Source organism: Bradyrhizobium sp. 186 (assembly GCF_023101685.1).
Classification (GTDB): domain Bacteria; phylum Pseudomonadota; class Alphaproteobacteria; order Rhizobiales; family Xanthobacteraceae; genus Bradyrhizobium.
Map to the genome: position 1 here is coordinate 6,196,442 of NZ_CP082164.1, position 17,596 is coordinate 6,214,037.

Genomic DNA, 17,596 nt, shown 5'->3' on the forward strand with positions numbered 1-17,596 from the left:
CCCGCGCGCATGCGTCAATCAGGCGGTCTTCGTCGTATGCGTACAATGAACCTGCACGATCTGCCGGATGGCTAAGCTTTGCATGTAGGCGGCATGGAAGTTGGCCGAACTAATGTGCGATGCTGTACCTGCTACACGGCCGACCGCGGTAACCGGCGAGCCAGACGGGCCCAGCACAGAAAGCGAGCCCACTGCCCCGTCGCGCTCAACCAAGGCGGTCGCGACAGTCTGACCATCCGGCATATCGAGCATGAAAGCGACCGCTCCACTGTGCGGAAAATAGACGTCGCGGAGCTCTTCGTCCGAACGCACCAGGACCGTGTCTGCACCAAACGAGATCCGCTGCAAATGGGGTGTAAGCAATCCGCGATCAGGCGACGGCAGTGCCGCTAAAACTCTGTTCTGAACGCTGGCCCAGCGCCACGAAAGTGTCCTTAATGAGCTTTCATTAGCGTGTGCCGATATTGATAATCGCGCAAGCATCGCTAAGATGAACGCTAGCTAATTTCACGAGTTCCTTTCGCCAGTTGATGAATCTACGCTCTTTCCTTTGGAAGGCGCCTTTATGGCTGCCACCGAATTGGCGTGCAACCGGAGAATACTCGAAATACTTCCGGCATGGTCGTAAACCGAACTGACGACCAACGGTCAGCGGAATAGCTATCCAAAAAGATGGTTCTACAGACCCGAGCTTCCGGGCATCGACTCAGCAAGGACGTCTTTTGGGGGTATCGCAGTGAGTAATCGGCTTTGCAGCAGCTTGGCTGTTCTGCGCCATACGGCGCTCAAACTCATTCAACAGCTTATCCAATTAGAAAGCCTCCGAGAAAGAGTCCTCAGGGCCGAGGCGCGAGGCGCCGGACATAGACGGAGATCAGTTTCGTTCTCGCGTGGACGGAAATCCCGGTCAGGGGCGGGCTGCCGCACGCGGGCTCGATGGTAACAGACCGTGAGAGCCGCAACCGACGCCGGTTGCCGTCGTTTTGTTGGCAATTCGAGCAGTGATCGAGTTCAAGAATCGAGGCGCGCGCCAACGATTTTTGGCAATCTCCGACATCATAATCGTTTAGGCACCTCCCCCCGCTGGCGAGCGTGTGAGCGCTGACCTCGTGGCTCGGGGAAAGCAGTCCAGCGCGGCTAATAGCCAGATTAATTTAAATTATATATTGAATTTAAATAGTAATCTGATTATATGGAACGGCTCGACGTCTCGGATTAGGCAGGAATGCAGGAATAGAGGCACGACATTCATGTGGCTGATCGGTGCAGAAGCGCCGCGGCGGGGACAATCTGGCATTGCCACCGATGATCTCGGATCAACTGCGGGATTTTTGGTTCAATTGCCCAAACCCCGCGACAAGGCGCGGCTTGCGTCGCATTCCCTTTGGCATGTAACCGCCGGGGCGCGAACTAAGCCGGTATGGTTTGCAGCGGCCATGCTGACGGCAACGTGGGTATCGACAACCAATGGTTACGCGGAATGGCAGGACCTTCAGCTAAGTTCGCCAACGCTACGGCCCAACGCTGCGATGGCAGACTTCGATCGGACGACAAGGGAAGGCCAGCCGCGTCCGGCACAGATCACGCAACCCGTCAACACAACCGCCGTGCAACTTGCACAAGCAAAAACCGGCGATACGGAGGAGTTGCGGCAAGCACTCGCCCAGGAACAGCGGAAGGTGCAGACGCTGGCGCGCGACCTTCGAACGTCTCGGCAGGAGATGGACTCCGTCCTGGGACTACTACAGCATGTACGCGAGCAATGGCTCAGCATTACGGAAGCAGCCGGGAATGAATCGGAAAGGCTGCAAAAATCGCTACATGAGGAGCGCGCACGCGGGCAGCGGCTGGAGCAGGAACTGGTCCAGACGCGACACGACCTCGAACTGCAAGCGGCGCTGACAGCCGGCAACGACAGTGGCGAGCTGAAGCAGGCAGCAAAGCGCGACTTGCAGGAGCTGCAAAAGGTTGCGCAGCAGGAGCGAGATCGAGCGAGCCGGTCGGAGCAGACTCTGACAGTCGCCCGCCGCGAGCTCGAGACTCAGTCGGCACTGGTTACGAAGACCAGCGCCGAAGCGATCAGCGCGAAAGAGGCAGCGGAGACCGCGCTTGTGGAGCTGCAGAAGACCTTCCAGCAGGAGCGCAACCGTGCCAAGCGGCTGGAAGAGGATCTTGCAACAATGCAATACGAGCTCGAGAACCGATCCTTGCAGATCGCCAAGGCGAACGAGGAAATGGCACAAATCCGGCGAACCGCAGAAAACAGCGTCGCTAAATTGAGGTTATCACTTGAGGAGGAACACGAAAGAGCCGAAGGGCTGGCGCAGGAGTTCTCGCTGACGCGCACCAAATTATTCGCGCACGAAGCTCAAGCAGCGGCGAACGACGATGGAGCCATAGAGATGCAAGAACTGCTTCGGCAAGAACGCGATCGATCCGGCCGACTTGAGCAAGAACTTGCGACAGCACACCGGATTCTTGAGACGAGTGCCACGGCAGGCAAATCAAGCGAAGAAGCTGCGGGAATGCCCCCGCCGTGGGGCCCGCCGTGGGCCAGACTGCTTGGCTTGTCGCTGCAGCCGTTTCAGCAGTCGCTGCGAGACGTTGCGGCGACGCCAAACAAGGCGAAGGCCCCCTCTCCCAGTCTTAGCGTCGTCACGGCCGGCGAAGTCGGCCGCGTACCACCTATTGAAACGCAGACGACCGGTTCGGTTCAACCCGCGGCTGTCCCCAGCACCGCCAAACTCGAGCATGAACACACACCGGAGCTTATCTGGTTGACGGCCCGCGCAACCGGACTGCTTGGGCAGGGCGACATCGGTGCGGCACGAGCTGTGCTGGAGCGCGCTGCCGAGCTGGGTAGTGCTCAGGCGCATTTCGCACTTGCCGAAACGTATGACCCTAACGTCCTTGCGAGATGGGGCGCCTATGGAACGCGCAGCGACGCGACCAAGGCTCGTGAACTCTACGCCAAAGCTGAAGCCAAAGGAATCAGGGAGGCAAAGGAGCGGGTCGACGCACTTGGTCAATAGCAGCATCGTCGCGCAGGGACGAGATATCCTCATGCGCTGACATCCACTATCGGGCCGACCTGCCTCAACATCTCCAGGCGAAACTTGCGGCGGACCGGATTTGAGTTCGACAGGGAGTTCGTCAATGAACGGGGTAGTTGAAGTGCGCGCATTGTTTCTTGCCATCATGCTGGCCCCACTGCTCCACATCACGGAGCCTTGCCCCGCGATCGCCCAGACCCAGAACTCTCGAACGCTCCAGACGCAACCGGCCCGAAACGCGGCCGAGCGAGCAAGGCCAGAAACTACGGCGATGAACGCCTGGACAGTCGGACTTGCCGGAGGTCTCTTGGAAGGAGCTCCCATTCGGCTCGCCGCCGAAATGGCGCGGGTGGTCGATGATGGAAACAACCTCCATGTCTTGCCCATCGTGACACGCGGCGCAACGGAAAACGTCAATTCGCTGCTCTATTTGCGAGGGATCGATGCGGCAGTCATCAATTCCGACGCGCTCGAAGAGTACAAGAGCCAGGTCCCGGATATCCAGCAGCGGATTGCCTATGTGCTCAACCTGTTTCCATCCGAACTGCACATCTTCGTTCGACCGGAAATTCAGACTTTAAGCGATCTCGCCGGAAAGAAGGTCAACTTCAACACCCAGGGCACCGCCGCAGCCTATTCAGGCCCGCTGATATTCAGTCGGCTTGGCCTCGAGGTCGAAAAGACCTTCATTCCCCATCAAGTCGCACTCGAGCAGATGCGCAGGGGCGAGATGGCGGCCGTCGTTTTCATTACGTCAAAGCCCGTGGATGCCTTTGTGCGTGGCCGTTGGGAGTCCGGATTCAAGTTCCTGGCGACCCCGTATGAGAGCAAGTTCGAGGATTATTATCTGCCATCTTCGCTCCAGGCAATTGATTACCCCAACCTGATCAAGCAAGGCGAACACGTGGCGACCATTGCTGTTCCAACTGTCCTCGTTGCCTTCAACTGGCCGGTGAAGTCAAACCGCTTTCAGCGGGTCGCACGTTTCGTCGATCGCCTATTTTCGCGGATGGAAAAGCTGCAGGAGCCAGGCTTTGATCCCAAGTGGAAATCGATCAACTTGGCCGCGACGGTGCCTGGCCTTACGCGCTTTCCCGCAGCGCAGGCCTGGCTCGATCGGCCGCGTTCGACTCAGGCATCGCAATGACGTCAGTAGTGGTCGCTCTCGCAACCACGCTCGCGATCACAAACGGTGCTGTGTTGGCGCAAGGCGCAGAGGATCCCATGGTGCAACTTCGCGCGTGCTCTCTGATGGACCGTGCGGAACGCCAGGAATGCCTGGACCGATTGTCCCGCACGATGGTCCCTCGAGACGGCCCCCAGGCTGAAGGAGAGAACTGGATCACTAGCGAAACCACATCGCCCGTGGACTATTCACCGATAGTCAACGCAACCACATCATCCCGGGACGGCCCCGGCCCCACGATGAAGCTTTCGATCCGGTGCCGCGGCGGGCGGACCGACCTCTCGGTGGAAGGATCCGGCATCTCAGGCCGCGGTGACTATGCGATTTCTCTGCGTATCAACGATGGACCACCTCTTCCGGTATCGGCAATCACAGTGGCCTCCGGGACCGGTGTAGCTGTCGGAGGCGACGTCGTTCAGCTGCTGCAATCCCTTCCGGACAAAGGCAAACTAGCCGTGCATCTTTCAAGCAGGACTGGGAATGGCACCGATGCAGTGTTCGCTCTCGGCGGCCTCGAGAGCGTGCGCACAAAAATGAGCACAGCATGCAAGTGGCCCCGCGCGATTGCAAAACCGAAGACCTAATGTGAAGCCAATTTGATCGGAGACGCAGAATGAGCCTGTTTCAGCAGTTTGTCAGAGCAACAGCAGCGATAATCATTTCGCTTCTGGTCGGGCTGTCTAGCGCCGCGGCCGAGGAACCCGGCGCGCCGCCGGCACAGACAATCTCGCCCGCCGCGATGCCAAAGCACAGGTCAGCAATAAAGCAGACAAAGTCATTGGTGAGCGCTGTGACACAAAAGCGATCTGCGCTGGCTCTCATGACGCCGCCGTCGTCTACCAACAAGGAGCACCGCCTGATCCTTCAGGTCAACACTAATGATCCGGCTGCGATGAACCTTGCCTTGAACAACGCAACCAACGTCGCGCAGTATTACAAGGAGCTCAACCAAAAAGCAAAAATCGAGGTTGTCACTTTCGGTCCCGGCTTGCACATGCTCCGCAACGACACCTCGCCGGTGAAAGCTCGAATCGAGGAAATGGCTCTGAGCGCGCCGGAGGTATCGTTCAAGGCCTGCGGAAACACCCAAGAGAAAATGCAGAAGGCCGAGAACAAGGACATACCGATCCTTCCGCAGGCGCAAGTCGTGAAGTCTGGCGTCGTGCGGGTGATGGAGTTGCAGGAGCAGGGATGGACCTACGTCAAACCATGAAAGCTCGGGGATCCGCGGCGGCAGCAGCAGACAGAGAACGCTCCCGGGTGAGTCCACGCTTGGGTCGGCTTACGGTAGAAGAAACTCACCAATGTTGTTACCTGAACCAGCGGACCTCAGCTAAGGCGCGACGAATACCTCCGCATTCAGCGCCTCCTACCAATCGAAAATATGAGCTTCCATTGCAGGTCCACTCAACGCTCGCGCGGCTGGCGGAGTTCGACCCTGCTCCAGCGCACCGGGCTGATCGAGAGCCTAGTGTCGGAGAATGGGGAGAAGCCGTTTGCGGTGCTGACGCGTAACATTATCAACGCGGAAATGAAGGCGCGCACGTCGTCTCAGGCGGACAACCTACCTGTCGGCGCTGCGTGCCACGATCCGGTCGCGTAACATTCCCGGGCACTTTCCAAAAAAAAGCGTAATGATTTCACGCCAACGTGGATTTATGATGCGCTCGGAGGGACGTTCAGCCCTATTCTGGCAAGCCGGCCTCGCGCCACGCATTGGCAAAGGCTAAGAATACCTCTGGATTCACTCCCACAGTCACGGAAAAACGACGGATGCTGAAGCTCGGCTCGAGCTTCAGCACAGACTAAGCGGCAGTCCTCGCATCTTGGTCGCGCCCCGAACAAATCAGCGCCACCGCGAGATACGCGTACGGAACGCTGAAGCTAGGACTCAACTCGACCGCGCGCCGTGCCGCCTCACACGCTTCCGCGTACTGCTTGAGATGGAAGTTGGCACCGGCGAGGGCCTGATACGACAGATGGTTCAGGGAATCGAACGGACTGAGCTTCAATGCATGCCGAGCACGTTCGATGGCGAGCTCGCTCTTTCCGGTCCACGCCAGCGCGACGGCGCTTGTGCACAGGGCGACAAAATTTAAATTGCTGATTGCCAACGCGCGGTCGAATAGATCGAACGCCGTCACGTCATGTTCCTCGAACCAAATCACGAACGCCGAGATCGCAAGCGTCGTTGCATCGTCACCGCCGCCTGAGAGAGCTCCATGGGCGTGGTGGATCGCAGACCGGCGATCTTCCTCTTTGAGGCCTCCGCGACCAACTCGAATGTGGGAACGCCAGGCCAAAGCAGCGTGGGCAAAAGAATAATCCGGCTCAAGCTGGAGCGCTTTCTGCAGCAGCGGGATCGCTGGCGCGGAGCCTTCCGGCATCAATTTGTAGATGAACGGCAGCGCCTGAAGCACCAGGTCATAGGCATCCAGGCTGTCCGGCCGTTTGCGTTTTATGCGCTCGATCTCGATTTTTCTCAAGCCCGGTTCGATCGCGCGATCACGCTCGTTGGGATCTCATCTTGCACTGCAAAGATGTCGCCCAACAACCAGTCATAGCGCTCGGCCCAGACTTGCACGCCGCGATGTGCATCGATCAGCTGGGCCCCAATGCGGACGCGTTCGCCGGATTTGCGCACACCGCTCCGGAGCACGTAGCGAACGCCAAGGCCATGCCCCAGTTGTCTTACATCGACCGCTTTGCTCTTGTACACGAAGCTCGAATTGCGCGCGATGACGAATAGCCATTTGATGCGCGAAAGCCCGGTGATGATGTCGTCGACCATGCCGTCTGCAAAATACTCTTGCTCCGGATCGCTTGTCATATTCTGAAACGGCAAGACGGCAATGGATGGACGATCGGGAAGTGCTCGCGGGTCCGCCTGGCTCGCCGGCATCTCCACAGGCGACGGTTGCGCACCGGCGAGCGGTAGCCGGGCCAGGTGCCGTGAAGAGGTGGACTGGCCGGTCTCTTGCTTCGCCCAAGGCATCCGTCGCCGACAAACGGTGCCTATGTCGATGCTCTCAAGAAAGCCAATCCCGGCATGCGACCGAACTTCTTTTCGGTCAGCGGCTACGATGGAATGCACCTCATCTATGAGGTGCTCAAGAAGACCAATGGCGCGACCGACGGCGACGTGCTCATCGGCGCCATGAAAGGCATGAAATGGGAGAGCCCGCGCGGGCCGATATCGATCGATCCGGAGACGCGGGACATCGTCCAGAATATTTATGTCAGCAAAGTCGAGAGGGTCGACGGCGAACTCTATAATGTCGAGTTCGCTACCTTCGAGGCCGTCAAGGACCCTGTGAAAGCCGCGAAAGAGTGAACTATTCACGGCACCGGACGGCGCTAAAAATTAGCTGGCGATGATCGATCGCTTGACCTTGATGAACCTTCCAGCGCATTTCGAACCCAATAAGTGACATAGCGGCACCACCTGAAAGTGACTTCGCCCACAAAACACCCTCCGCACCTGCGAACCGGTCGGAGGGTTCCCCGGCTTGCACCAAACATCCGACCGACGGTGGCTGTTGCAGACGTTCCTCTGGCCGTCCCAGATCCTATCTTCAATCGAAAACACGCGACCAGCTCCGCGCCCCGATAGGCGCGCCTCCTGCCGGACCTTTCAAAAAGCGCGACGCCGCTGGTGCATAGGCAACATCGCAGTTCGCCGTTCGTGGAGTAGAGGACCGCTCCGCGATGTACTGGCGAGGAACATGCGCCGGCTCCGGGGCTAGCCGCGCGGGGTACCATCAATCATCGAGAAATAGAGAAAAATGCCAAGCCAGAGCGCAACGACCAAGCTGAGCAGCTCGGATGCGTTCACGAGATTCGGGATTAGAGCGATCGTCCCTGCCGACGCTCCGTGGTGTTCACACTACGGCGTTGCGTAGTCCCAAACATCAGGCGGCAGCTTGTCCTTGAGCGATGCATACATGGCGTCGCGGAACAGTTTCACCGCCGGATACGGTCGAAGGGCAATCGTGCGCTCCACTATCAGTCCCTGCTCGTTGTCCACGATGACCTCCAAGCTCTCGATCTTGTGGCCGTCCATGGTCCCCTCCCATCGCAAGAAGGTGGTACGCCCATCGAGCTTGAACTCGGCCGTATAGGCACCAGAACCACGCGTCGAGCTCGACTGGGCGAATATCGCCGCGATGACTTCACGCCCCTCGATCGGCCGTACCAGGATCGGGCTCTTGAATACGATGTTTTCGGCAAGGAGCGCGCTCACCTGGGCGGGTGTAGCGTTACCAGATTCCCGTAGTTTGCGTAAGGGATGCATTGTGACTCCTCCCATTGTGTGAAGGCGAGAAGGGCGTCGCCGACGCACCGACGTGCGGTTGATATAGCCGTAGACGTACGCGATGACAAAAAAAAGGACGTGGCGTTGATGCGGCGGATTCTGACGGTCTGCGTGACCGTTGTTGCCACCGTAAGGCGATTCTACACAGCCGCCTCGCGGGCAACAAGTCGGTTCGACGCAAAGCCTCATTTCGGCTTCAGCAAGGATGCCTGAACGCCGCTGCGAAATGCTTCATCGTCGGCCTACATGGGCGCTGCACGGAAATCATGTGTTTCCCGTCACTCGCAAAGCCGCTTAGCGGGTATTATTGCAGAATATGGGCGTGGCATATCGAGCCAGAGCGCGATGGAGAGCGCCGGCATTGCTGCTGCAAAAGTCTTTAGCGCGAAGACGAGGGCAGCATGTCGAACCCAGAATGGTGCAGAGTGATTTATGACGGCCTCCTGGCATCCGGCTCAACCGCTATGTTCTACCGCCAAGCAATGATGCGCGGTCGCCAACTCCACCCCTGTGTGGCGCGTGAGGGGCCCGACCGGGTTGGTCGTGGGTGGGACCGGGCATGTTGCCGAGACAAGGGGCCGACTTGACATCGCGGACCGCCAGTGTCCCGGCGTGACCGTCGAGATCGTCAAGCGGTTATTGGTGGACATTGATCTAACTCCGGTTCTTGTTCATCTGCTGTCGCATCGCAACAACTGTGAGAGCGTTCTGAATCGAGGGGCCTCGTCGTCGACGACTGGGTTTTGGAGTCGGCTTGAACGGCCATGCCTCAACGTCTCCGGTGCAGGGTTCCCTTGCATTCTTTTATATGACGCTGGTCATGTATATGGGCGCGCCACTCTATCCACGCTCCTCAGCCTTATCTTTGCGCCAGCTCAGGAATGTCAGTGCCCAGCCCACTGTTACAACCAGATTGACCGCAAGCAACGCAGGATCGCCATACAGCGAGTAAAGCACGAACAACGCCGCGATGATGAAGCCGCGCACAAACAGAGTCACCAGATAAACGCTAGACGCTTTATTGATGATCATCCCAGACGCGATAATCCCTAGCGAAAAAAGAAGTACCCCGAACATACGAAGGCCGAGGTCATCGTAGGCATGGTTGGTGAGCAACAAATTCATCGTCGTTTGCGGAACGAACATCAGCGCCACGCCAACCGGAAGCGTGTAGCCGACGAGGTAATACAAACTGAGCCGCGTCCTCGGTAATTCATGGCGTTTGGCGGACGTGTGGTCCCCAATGGTGGTGGATATTGCATTCATGGCCTTTCTCCTTTGGCTTGATCACGCGGGCTGCCCCGCTGGCAGGAGAGATGGAGAGGAAAGTCCGCCCCGCCACCTCATGAATTTTGGAAACAATCCTTCCGAAGTCTGAAGGGCCCCCGACGCTTTGGAGTCAGATCGACGCATCGTGGTAGCCAAGGTCCTGCCCAATCAAGCGAGATAGCCGGAAACGCCGTCCCACAGTAACTTCAATGCCGTCACGACCAGCAAGCCATAGCAGACTCGATAAATCTGACGCTGGTCCAGCGCGCCGTGAAACCGCCAACCCAGCCATACGCCCGCGGGAATGGCGAGCAGGCAAATCGCCATCAATGTCCAGACATCGGCGGTGGGTTTCACCAGCAGCAGCCACGGTACCGCCTTGGTCGCGTTGCCGACGGTGAAGAACAGACTGGTTGTTCCCGCGTAGATTTCCTTGCTGAGGCCGAGCGGCAGCAGATACATCGCAAGCGGCGGTCCGCCCGAATGCGCCACCATGGTGGTGATCCCCGATGCGAGGCCAGCGGTGATTGCCTTCGGCGTCGAACGCGGACGGATCATCGCCTCCGCACCTGCAACAAGCCACAGGCTGACAAAGATCAGGGTCGTCGCCGCCATCACAATCGAGATGGCTCGATGATCGAGGAAGCGGAACAAGAGATAGCCGATGCCGATGCCGGTCACGAGCCCCGGCAGGAGCCGCACAAGGTCCGGCTTCGACCACGTTGAGGGCTTCCAGTACAGCAGCGCGAACAGATCCATCGCGATGAACAAGGGCGCGAGCAGACCGCCGGCGGTGACCGGGTCCATCACGATCGACAACAACGGAATGCCGACGATGGAGAATCCACCACCGAAAGCTCCCTTCATGAAGCAGATCAGGAGAACGCCGGCAAAGGCGACCAGGATCGTGGAAACGGTCAGGTCCATGGGGGCCATCATCACATCCTCCCTTGGTCGGGAAGAGTGATGAAACCGTGGACCGCCGCTTCGATCTCAAAACGCGCGATGCCAATGTCCCGCAGTGCGCGGTCGTCGAGCCCGCGAAGGGTTGCAATGGCGGTGCGACGGACGAAATGGCGTGCGATCCAGTCGCAACAGGCGCTGAAAATCCGAGCGAATGGGTTCGCCCGCTTCGTGACCTCAGGCCGAACGATCGTTGCAAGGGTTGCAGACATCCTCGTCTCCAATGGTTGCTCCGGGGCAATGCGAGGCCGTCGGCGCAAGCGCTTGTCGCGCCGGCCGTGGCTCATTGACCTCAGAAATCTTCGTATCTTCCGGTACAATCTAGTTGATGTTGATGTAATGAACCGAGGCAATTCTCGGTGCAATCAAAACATTGAACTCGGTGCAATATATGTCGAAGTCCGAATATCTGAAGCTTGCTGACGCTATCGCCGCTGAGATAGCTGGCGGCACCCTCAAGCCGGGCGACCGCCTGCCGCCCCAACGCAATTCTGCCTACGAGCGCAAGATCGCGGTCTCGACGGCGGGTCGCGTCTACGCCGAGCTATTGCGCCGCGGGCTCGTCGTGGGCGAAGTAGGTAGGGACATCTTTATCTCGAGCGATGCCAGGCGCGGAGCGGCAGCGCCAAGCGAGCCGCGCGGCATCCGGATCGACCTTGAGTTCAATTACCCGATGCTTCCCGATCAGACCGCGCTCATCGCAAAGAGCCTGGACGGTCTGGAGAAACTTGCGGCGCTCGATGCCGCATTGAGGCAGGGGACCAGCGTCGGAACATCGGCGGTCCGAAACGTTGCAACCGCGTACCTATCGCAGGGAGCATGGTCCCCTGCCCCCGAACAACTCGTGTTCACCGGCAACGGACGGCAAAGCATTGCGGCCGCGCTCGCGGCAGTCGTTCCTACCGGCGGCCGCTGCGGCGTGGAGGCTTTGACCTACCCCTTTATCAAGGGGATCGCCGCCCGGCTGGGTATTTTGCTGGTGCCTCTGGCGATGGACGAAGGCGGCGTACGGCCTGACTCGGTGCAAAAGGCGCACCGTGAGGCCCATCTCTCGGCCATCTACATTCAGCCGGCTATCCACAATCCGTTGGGTATGACGATGACCTCGGCACGCCGGGCCGATCTCCTGCGCGTGGTCGAAAAGCTCAACCTTCCGATCATCGAGGACAACGTCTACGGCTTCCTCGACAATGAGCCGCCGCTTGCCGCGCTGGCGCCGGAGACTTGCATTGTCATCGACAGTCTCTCCAAGAAGGTCGCACCGGGCCTGACGCTGGGCTTCATCGTGCCGCCGCAGCGGCTACGTGAAAGCATGACGGCCTCGGTGCGTTCGGGCGGGTGGACCGCATCAGGATTTGCGTTTGCGGCTGCGCAGCGGATGATGGGCGACGGCACCATTGCCGAGCTTACAAGACTGAAGCGGCGCGCGTCAGAAGCTGGCAATCGATCGTCTTTCGAGCTTCGAAATCCAGACTAACGAAAAATGCTACCATCTCTGGCTGACGCTGCCGGCGCATTGGCGCTCGTAGACTTTCGTCGCGGCCGCAGCCAGACGCGACATTGCGTTGACACCCTCGACCACATTCGCCGTCTCGCCCGGCCATGCGCCGAACGCCGTGAGACTGGCGTTGGCGGCTCCGACGATGGATCAGCTCGATACCGGCCTGCGCACATTGGCCGCGATGCTGGACGCCAGGGAGGAGGATTTCGATTCGACGGAATGAGCGTCGCTGTCGCAATGCTTGTTCCGTATCCAACCGACTGACCGATCTAAGGTCCTTGTCTCCGGCGGACATCGTCCCTACGCAATGCCCGCACTACAACGCTGGTTCGCGGGCTATTTCAGCCTGACCGAAATCTCCTCCGTCTGGGCTTTCCGCAATTTGGAAGGGCTCTTTCCGATTTGAGCGCCTGTTGACGCACGGTCCTCGCCCCATCTCCCCATCGAGACGCCGCCAGAGCGCGGCACATTACAGGAGGCGAACATGGGCGAAGTTGTCCGATTTGTTTCAAAGGCCGAGCGCGAGCGACTCCACCTGATTCGAGAAGCCCGCGCGATGTACGACAGCGTTTTCCCGTCATCTCAATCGATCAACGCGCAGCGCGACAAGACGACAATAGCTCAGGTGGTCAACGGACCCGATGTGCGGCGCGGCGACGACGCCCCGCGTTGATCGACGCATCGCTATCTCTGCAGCCGCTGCACATTCAGTCGCAGCCCAAAGGAGACTACCATGTCAATCCGCAACATGCTTATCGCAACCGCATTCGCTTTTGTTTCTGTGACGACTGCCCATGCTGATGGCCTGCGTCCGATTGAGGCCAAGAGCATCGAGCTTGGAGGGATATCGGGCATCGCCTATTACACGGCCGAGCATGATGGATTTCATGTCGTCACGACTCTTGCGGACGGTAAGGCGGGAACGCCGATCCGCGTCGTGTCTGTTCTTGCGCCCGGTCAGCGCGTGGTCCTTTCGACGCCGCAGGCGGGCGCGCTCGAAATCAGTCGGGAGGGCGACAGCGTGCTCGTCCGCAAGGCGAACGCAATTTCGAACTGAATTTCGAGGTCAACCGGTGTCTTCGTTAGAAGGCATGAATTAAAGGAGCGACGCGCATGTCCACGATTCACCTCCATCTGACGACCACTGCAACGCCCGAGCAGTACATTGCCGGGCTCACCGACTTCGGGCCTGGACGCTCGAGGCTCTTTGGCAACAGCGCCGACGCGTACCTCAAGGTGCATCACAAAGGCCCCTCGCAGGCCGACGTCACGGAAGGCTCGAACGGCATCTGGGAACGCCTGCACTATGACTGGTCCAGCCTCGACCGCGTTGTCCTCACGACGATCGACTCCAATGTGCGGGGAGACGCATCAGGCCACACCTACACCTTCACGCGTCGGCCCGATGGTGCGACCGACATTGACGTCGCTGTCGTGCGCGACGGCAAGAATTTCAAGGGACGCCTGCTCGGCTTCGTACTAGGCACCATTGGCCGGCGCGTATTAGAGAGCGCGTTTGAACAATCGGTAAGGGCAATCGAGGCTCGAAGCAGTTCTTCGGTCAAGCGCGTTCGGCCTGGCGATCAGGCGTCTTTAGCCCCGCGAGGACCCGCTTTAGCCGTGGCGCCGCGAAATCAAGAAAGGCGCGCACCTTGATCGGCAGAAACCGATCGGCTGTGTACACCAGGTTGACCGGCAATGTGGACGGTTGGAACTCGTCCAGCAGAGTTATTAAAGCCCCGCACCTCAGTGCCGCGTGGAAGTGGTGTGCGAGGGCGATCGTAATTCCGATGCCCGAACATGCCGCGTCACAGGCGGCCTCGGCGTTACTGACAATAAGTCGCGGATGCATTGGCACGGCGACGGGCGTCTTGCCGACCACCAATGTCCAAACATCGGGCGACGCAATAGCCGGATAGCTGATGCAGTCGTGGCCGGCCAGATCATCTGGCGTGCGCGGTGTTCCGCGAGCTGCGAGGTAAGCAGGACTAGCGCAAACCACAGGCCGTGTCGTCCCCACCCTCACCGCAATCAGGTTGCTGTCCGGTAGCGTGCCAATGCGCAAGCCAACGTCGACCTGCTCTTGAAACAGGCTCAGCACAACATCAGTCAGGATCAAGTTGGTTTTGATATCAGGGTAGGTCTTGAGAAAGTCCGCCAGGATGGGGATGAGGTGAGTACGCCCAAGGCTAACCGGCGCCGTCACCGTCAGCTCGCCGGTTGGCGCGGTATATTCGCCAGACGCCATACGCTCGGCCTCGGTTACGTCCGCGAGGATGCGTTTGCAGGCAGCCAGATAGGAGCTGCCTGCATCAGTGAGCGCTAGCTGACGGCTCGACCGGTTAAACAGCTTGATCCGCAGATGCGACTCAAGCTCCGAGACCTTGCGGCTGACTGTTGTGAGCGGCGTCTTCATTTGACGAGCCGCAGCCGAAAGGCTGCCTGCCTCCACCACAGCCAGGAAGGTCGACATGGCTTCCAGACGATCCATTGAGCCCTCTTCCAAAGTCCGGAAGGAAAGGTCTCAACTTTGCCATGTCGCTGCAAATTTCGGAAGACCATTTCAGGGCCTTCCTAAATAAGCCGCTGAATTTGGACGGCGAATGGCTTGATGGACGTTGCGGGCGACGGGAATGCGCCCCGGCAGGCTGGATGAACCTGGCGACCTTTTCGGTCCCGCGGGGTTTCACTTGCCGCAAGCCCAGCCATCACGCCGACACGGTCAATCTCAGGACGGTTTGGGCTTATCTTGCGCTTGCCTTCAAATCGCGCGACCGGGATCTGCGCCCCGACGATGCCTCGCAAATGCGCGGCGATGAAATCGACCGGGGCGTCAGCAACGACGGTTGCGAGCGACGTTTTGTGCGCGGCAGCGCACGGGCTGTCAGCGTCAGCAACAGCCGGCATCATCGACGTTGCTTCAAAACGATCCATGTCAGTTTCCGTTTTTTGGAAGGATACATCTCGATTCTGTCAGATAGCGAATAACTGAGCAGAGTCTATCTCGAGCGTCGACAACGTAGTCGCTTAACGCACGGGAGACGGACGTGAACACGACCGAAACGAAGGGCATTGCACTCATTACCGGCGCATCGAGTGGTATCGGAGCGGTCTACGCCGACCGGCTGGCAAAGCGCGGCCACGACCTCATTCTGGTTGCTCGCAACATGGATCGGCTTGCATCGCTGGCGCGTCGTCTCACGAGCGACACCGGCCGGAAAGTGGAGACGGTCCAAGCCGATCTCACCTCTCCGGCAGACCTGCGGCGCGTCGAGGACATCTTGCGGACCAATGCCGGGATTTCCCTGCTGGTCAATAACGCCGGCTTTGGTGCCACTAAGCCGCTACTTGCCTCCGATGTCGACCAGATGGAGGAGATGATCCGACTTAATGTCACCGCGCCGACCCGCCTGACCTATGCCGCGGTCCCTGGATTCGTCAGCCGCCGCCGCGGCACGATCATCAACATTTCGTCGGTCGTAGCGATCGCGCCGGAGCGATTGAACGGCGTCTACGGTGGCACCAAGGCATTCGTGCTGGCGCTCAATCATTCTCTCGTCCACGAACTCGCTGACAAGGGCATTCGCGCTCAAGCGGTCCTTCCCGGCGCCACGCGACCGAATTTTGGGACATTGCCGGCAAGCCGGTTCACCAACTGCCCGCGGAGATCGTGATGTCGGCTGACGACATGGTCGACGCTGCTTTGGCAGGCCTCGATCTCGGCGAGACCGTGACCATTCCCTCGCTGCCCAAGCAGGCGGAATGGGATCGCTATGAGGTGGCTCGCCGCATCATGAACGGCAAGCTTTCGAGGGCAATCGCGGCGCCCCGGTACAACGTGCGCCAACACAAGCGCCTGAGCATGTAACCGGCACTTGCCGCGTATTCGTACCAAATATTGTGACTGAAATCAGGGAGAGTGTCATGAATACCAACATCACCACCGAGGTAATCGACCAGGATCGCCGCGAATTTTTAAGTGCAGCTGCCATGGGCATCGTCCTCGCCGGTACCGCAAGCCTGCTGCCGTCGCCCTTGGCTGCCGCGCCCGCCGACGCCATCCGTCCCTTCCAAGTCAATGTGCCGGAGGAGCAGCTTGCCGATCTGCGCCGGCGCGTGTTGGCGACGCGATGGCCGGATCGGGAGACGGTCAGCGATGCGTCACAAGGGGTCCAGCTCGCGACGATAGAAAGGCTCGCGCGCTATTGGGCGACAGAATACGATTGGCGCAAGGTCGAGGCGCGGCTCAACGCCCTGCCGCAATTCATCACCGAGATCGACGGCCTTGATATTCATTTCATTCACGTTCGCTCGAAGCATCAAGACGCACTGCCGCTCATTGTCACGCATGGCTGGCCGGGCTCGATCATCGAGCAACTGAAGATCATCGAACCGTTGACCAATCCCACCGCTCACGGCGGTAGCGCCTCCGACGCCTTCCACGTCGTGATTCCGTCGTTGCCCGGCCATGGCTTCTCGGGCAAGCCGCAGGCGCCTGGCTGGACTCCCGTCACCATCGCCCGTGCTTGGGCGACGCTGATGCAGCGCCTCGGTTACGCGAAGTATGTCGCACAGGGCGGCGACTGGGGGAACGCTGTGTCGGAGGTAATGGCCCTGCAGCGGCCGGCAGGACTGCTTGGCATCCACACCAACATGGCAGCCACGGTTCCGGCCAACATCTCAAAGGCGCTTGCGTATCACGAGACGCCGCCCACCGATCTCACCACGGAGGAACGCAAAGCGTGGGATCAACTGGCCGATTTCTACGGAAAGGGGCTTGCGTACGCCCTGGAGATGTCAAACCGCCCGCAAACCCTGTACGGCATCGCGGATTCGCCGGTTGGGCTCGCCGCGTGGATGATCGATCACGACATCCGCAGCTATAAGCTCATCGCGCGCGTCTTCGACGGAGAAACTGAGGGCCTCCCGCGTGATGACATCCTCGACAACGTCACGCTCTATTGGCTGACGAACACCGCGGTCTCATCGGCGCGCCTCTATTGGGACACCACGCAAATCTCGACCGGAGGAGGCTTCTTCGATGTCCGGGGCGTCAAGATCCCTGTCGCGGTAAGCGCTTTTCCCGATGAAATCTATCAGGCCCCGCGGAGCTGGGCAGAGCGCGCCTATCCGAACCTGATCCATTACAACAAGCTCGAAAAGGGCGGCCACTTTGCGGCGTGGGAACAGCCGCAGGTCTTCTCGGCCGAACTGCGGACTGCATTCAGGCCGCTGCGGCAAACCCAATAGAGCAACTGCCGGCGCAGGCACTGCCAGCGCCGGCTTTTGATACCGCGCATAGTCGAACA

The 17,596-nt window shown here is 59.4% G+C and carries 15 protein-coding genes and 4 pseudogenes; 10 read left to right on the forward strand and 9 right to left on the reverse strand.

Annotated elements, in window-relative coordinates:
• Positions 1-18: 18 nt before the first annotated feature.
• On the reverse strand, positions 19-483 hold the full coding sequence (locus tag IVB18_RS29770; RefSeq protein WP_247983947.1) for a cyclic nucleotide-binding domain-containing protein: 465 nt from the start codon (positions 481-483) through the stop codon (positions 19-21).
• A 767-nt stretch (positions 484-1,250) separates the two neighbouring features.
• On the opposite strand from IVB18_RS29770, the gene IVB18_RS29775 reads away from it, so the two are divergent.
• From IVB18_RS29775 to IVB18_RS29785, 3 genes are all read left to right on the forward strand, one after another.
• Entirely contained in the window at positions 1,251-3,032 is a 1,782-nt protein-coding gene (locus IVB18_RS29775; protein WP_247983948.1) for a hypothetical protein, read from the forward strand.
• A 124-nt stretch (positions 3,033-3,156) separates the two neighbouring features.
• A complete protein-coding gene (locus IVB18_RS29780; protein ID WP_247991767.1) occupies positions 3,157-4,200 on the forward strand; it encodes a TAXI family TRAP transporter solute-binding subunit in 1,044 nt (347 codons plus the stop codon).
• Between the two features lie 652 nt (positions 4,201-4,852).
• The gene (locus IVB18_RS29785) at positions 4,853-5,452 is read left to right on the forward strand and encodes a DsrE family protein (RefSeq protein WP_247983949.1); all 600 of its coding nucleotides are present in this window, start codon (positions 4,853-4,855) and stop codon (positions 5,450-5,452) included.
• A 592-nt stretch (positions 5,453-6,044) separates the two neighbouring features.
• Here the strand turns inward: IVB18_RS29785 and IVB18_RS29790 are convergent.
• On the reverse strand, positions 6,045-6,725 hold the full coding sequence (locus tag IVB18_RS29790; protein WP_247983950.1) for a hypothetical protein: 681 nt from the start codon (positions 6,723-6,725) through the stop codon (positions 6,045-6,047).
• Positions 6,722-7,030 carry a hypothetical protein gene (locus IVB18_RS29795; RefSeq protein WP_247983951.1) on the reverse strand — a complete coding sequence of 103 codons (309 nt, stop codon included), beginning with the start codon at positions 7,028-7,030 and terminating at the stop codon, positions 6,722-6,724. The genes IVB18_RS29790 and IVB18_RS29795 overlap by 4 nt, the downstream gene beginning before the upstream one ends.
• Positions 7,031-7,231: 201 nt before the next feature.
• On the opposite strand from IVB18_RS29795, the pseudogene IVB18_RS29800 reads away from it, so the two are divergent.
• Positions 7,232-7,573, forward strand: a pseudogene (locus IVB18_RS29800) (ABC transporter substrate-binding protein); the annotation flags it as partial.
• A 552-nt stretch (positions 7,574-8,125) separates the two neighbouring features.
• Here the strand turns inward: IVB18_RS29800 and IVB18_RS29805 are convergent.
• The 4 genes from IVB18_RS29805 to IVB18_RS29820 all read right to left on the reverse strand — a co-directional run bounded on the left by IVB18_RS29805 (position 8,126) and on the right by IVB18_RS29820 (position 11,073).
• Entirely contained in the window at positions 8,126-8,533 is a 408-nt protein-coding gene (locus IVB18_RS29805) for a hypothetical protein (RefSeq protein ID WP_113484458.1), read from the reverse strand.
• An 861-nt stretch (positions 8,534-9,394) separates the two neighbouring features.
• Entirely contained in the window at positions 9,395-9,820 is a 426-nt protein-coding gene (locus IVB18_RS29810) for a hypothetical protein (RefSeq protein ID WP_247983952.1), read from the reverse strand.
• A 171-nt stretch (positions 9,821-9,991) separates the two neighbouring features.
• A complete protein-coding gene (locus IVB18_RS29815; protein ID WP_247991768.1) occupies positions 9,992-10,750 on the reverse strand; it encodes a sulfite exporter TauE/SafE family protein in 759 nt (252 codons plus the stop codon).
• Between the two features lie 11 nt (positions 10,751-10,761).
• A complete protein-coding gene (locus IVB18_RS29820) occupies positions 10,762-11,073 on the reverse strand; it encodes a DUF1127 domain-containing protein (protein WP_346732561.1) in 312 nt (103 codons plus the stop codon).
• 104 nt (positions 11,074-11,177) lie between these two features.
• On the opposite strand from IVB18_RS29820, the pseudogene IVB18_RS29825 reads away from it, so the two are divergent.
• From IVB18_RS29825 to IVB18_RS29840, 4 genes and pseudogenes are all read left to right on the forward strand, one after another.
• Positions 11,178-12,510 (forward strand): annotated as a pseudogene (locus IVB18_RS29825) (PLP-dependent aminotransferase family protein).
• Between the two features lie 261 nt (positions 12,511-12,771).
• Positions 12,772-12,960 carry a hypothetical protein gene (locus IVB18_RS29830; protein WP_247983953.1) on the forward strand — a complete coding sequence of 63 codons (189 nt, stop codon included), beginning with the start codon at positions 12,772-12,774 and terminating at the stop codon, positions 12,958-12,960.
• A gap of 60 nt (positions 12,961-13,020) precedes the next feature.
• Entirely contained in the window at positions 13,021-13,344 is a 324-nt protein-coding gene (locus tag IVB18_RS29835) for a hypothetical protein (protein ID WP_247983954.1), read from the forward strand.
• Positions 13,345-13,400: 56 nt separating this feature from the next.
• On the forward strand, positions 13,401-13,943 hold the full coding sequence (locus IVB18_RS29840; protein ID WP_247983955.1) for a hypothetical protein: 543 nt from the start codon (positions 13,401-13,403) through the stop codon (positions 13,941-13,943).
• Here IVB18_RS29840 and IVB18_RS29845 read toward each other — a convergent pair.
• Positions 13,849-14,778, reverse strand: coding sequence for a LysR family transcriptional regulator (locus IVB18_RS29845; RefSeq protein WP_247983956.1), 930 nt, complete (start codon positions 14,776-14,778; stop codon positions 13,849-13,851). The two genes, IVB18_RS29840 and IVB18_RS29845, sit on opposite strands and share 95 nt — an antisense overlap.
• A gap of 194 nt (positions 14,779-14,972) precedes the next feature.
• Positions 14,973-15,128: pseudogene (locus tag IVB18_RS29850) on the reverse strand (FMN-binding negative transcriptional regulator); the annotation flags it as partial.
• Between the two features lie 206 nt (positions 15,129-15,334).
• Here IVB18_RS29850 and IVB18_RS29855 point away from each other — a divergent pair.
• Both IVB18_RS29855 and IVB18_RS29860 read left to right on the forward strand, forming a co-directional pair.
• Positions 15,335-16,155, forward strand: a pseudogene (locus IVB18_RS29855) (SDR family oxidoreductase).
• Positions 16,156-16,211: 56 nt separating this feature from the next.
• The gene (locus IVB18_RS29860; RefSeq protein ID WP_247983957.1) at positions 16,212-17,537 is read left to right on the forward strand and encodes an epoxide hydrolase family protein; all 1,326 of its coding nucleotides are present in this window, start codon (positions 16,212-16,214) and stop codon (positions 17,535-17,537) included.
• Positions 17,538-17,596 lie beyond the last annotated feature (59 nt).

Excerpts from the sequence above, each read along its gene's own strand:
- IVB18_RS29770 (WP_247983947.1), bottom strand. The coding sequence starts at position 483 with ATGCTTGCGCGATTATCAATATCGGCACACGCTAATGAAAGCTCATTA.
- IVB18_RS29775 (WP_247983948.1), top strand. The coding sequence starts at position 1,251 with ATGTGGCTGATCGGTGCAGAAGCGCCGCGGCGGGGACAATCTGGCATT.
- IVB18_RS29780 (WP_247991767.1), top strand. The coding sequence starts at position 3,157 with ATGAACGGGGTAGTTGAAGTGCGCGCATTGTTTCTTGCCATCATGCTG.
- IVB18_RS29785 (WP_247983949.1), top strand. The coding sequence starts at position 4,853 with ATGAGCCTGTTTCAGCAGTTTGTCAGAGCAACAGCAGCGATAATCATT.
- IVB18_RS29795 (WP_247983951.1), bottom strand. The coding sequence starts at position 7,030 with ATGGTCGACGACATCATCACCGGGCTTTCGCGCATCAAATGGCTATTC.
- IVB18_RS29805 (WP_113484458.1), bottom strand. The coding sequence starts at position 8,533 with ATGCATCCCTTACGCAAACTACGGGAATCTGGTAACGCTACACCCGCC.
- IVB18_RS29810 (WP_247983952.1), bottom strand. The coding sequence starts at position 9,820 with ATGAATGCAATATCCACCACCATTGGGGACCACACGTCCGCCAAACGC.
- IVB18_RS29815 (WP_247991768.1), bottom strand. The coding sequence starts at position 10,750 with ATGGACCTGACCGTTTCCACGATCCTGGTCGCCTTTGCCGGCGTTCTC.
- IVB18_RS29820 (WP_346732561.1), bottom strand. The coding sequence starts at position 11,073 with ATGAGCCACGGCCGGCGCGACAAGCGCTTGCGCCGACGGCCTCGCATT.
- IVB18_RS29830 (WP_247983953.1), top strand. The coding sequence starts at position 12,772 with ATGGGCGAAGTTGTCCGATTTGTTTCAAAGGCCGAGCGCGAGCGACTC.
- IVB18_RS29835 (WP_247983954.1), top strand. The coding sequence starts at position 13,021 with ATGTCAATCCGCAACATGCTTATCGCAACCGCATTCGCTTTTGTTTCT.
- IVB18_RS29840 (WP_247983955.1), top strand. The coding sequence starts at position 13,401 with ATGTCCACGATTCACCTCCATCTGACGACCACTGCAACGCCCGAGCAG.
- IVB18_RS29845 (WP_247983956.1), bottom strand. The coding sequence starts at position 14,778 with ATGGATCGTCTGGAAGCCATGTCGACCTTCCTGGCTGTGGTGGAGGCA.
- IVB18_RS29860 (WP_247983957.1), top strand. The coding sequence starts at position 16,212 with ATGAATACCAACATCACCACCGAGGTAATCGACCAGGATCGCCGCGAA.